The following is a 1,006-nucleotide window of genomic DNA, read 5'->3' as shown; positions in this document are numbered from 1 at the left end:
GACCAGTGCCAGACCGCGACGAGCGGTGACTTTTCAATGGTCTTCAGGCCACTGTCTGCAGGGCCTGAGTGAAACGCAGGAAAAATGCGGGAGGGTGCTCTGACGTGTTCGGAGAGTAAGCTAACAAGCTCCTTTGGGCCTCTGCACTGAGGAGCTTGCTACAGAGTTTTATTTTTTGAAAGCTGGCATGGGCAACGTGCCTGCTATCGGTTGTCATTGTTGTTTATTATTTTGCCATTCAGTATTAAGTTCAAGTCATCCACTGAAACAGAATCAAATTTTATTATCGCCCAACGAGTTGTATGTACTGCTCTCTTGAAAAAGGAAATGAGCGGGTTTTTTTCTTTTTTTCTTACCAAAGACTGAGCTATCCCCAGGTATCCTGACAGGGCGATGTTTCCATTTTCACGAATATCTCCTTCAACAAAAGCTGCTAAGTCAGCAAATGCCAGGCTAACGCCTGCCTGTTCAAGCTCGAAAAAAAGTAATTCTTTATTAATTGCCAGCCTAAATGTCGAACACTTAGTCTTATCATTGAATCTTACGGCAATATCGACAGAGTTAGGATCAACAACTTCCCCATCAACCCGAAAATCAACAAATGTATTTTTTATCATGATTTAAATTTCACCTGTTTATCAATCACTTAATCCATAACCAACTCCAACGCCTACACCTATAGCGGCTGATCTCCCCCAGTTTGGCATGCCCATCCATGGACGTATCACAAGAGGGTAAGGTCACAAGCTCCTTTGAGCCTTTGCACCGAGGAGCTTGCTGCGGAGTTTTATTTTTTGGAAGCCGGCATAGACAACGTGCCTGCTATGTGTTGTCTCTGTTGACGGAGGCGATTCTTAACACATGGGGTTTTCATAGAGCGTGTTATGAACTTTGAAAAGGGGCTGTACAATGGGTGAAAGAGTGGGCATAAGCTTGGGATGGCATCCAAGACCGTGAAACCCAAGCCTCCGTATCCCACCGATGTCAGCGATGAAGAGTGGCAGTT

1 protein-coding gene is annotated in these 1,006 nt (G+C 45.0%); it reads right to left on the bottom strand.

Annotation, left to right across the window (positions count from 1 at the left end):
• Nucleotides 1–203: 203 nt before the first annotated feature.
• Nucleotides 204–617: a hypothetical protein gene (locus tag B5D61_RS25530; protein WP_078816247.1), complete on the bottom strand. Its 414-nt coding sequence runs from the start codon at nt 615–617 to the stop codon at nt 204–206.
• Nucleotides 618–1,006 lie beyond the last annotated feature (389 nt).

Source organism: Prosthecobacter debontii, assembly GCF_900167535.1.
Taxonomy (GTDB): Bacteria; Verrucomicrobiota; Verrucomicrobiia; order Verrucomicrobiales; family Verrucomicrobiaceae; genus Prosthecobacter; species Prosthecobacter debontii.
This window is presented reverse-complemented; position numbering and strand designations above follow the sequence as displayed.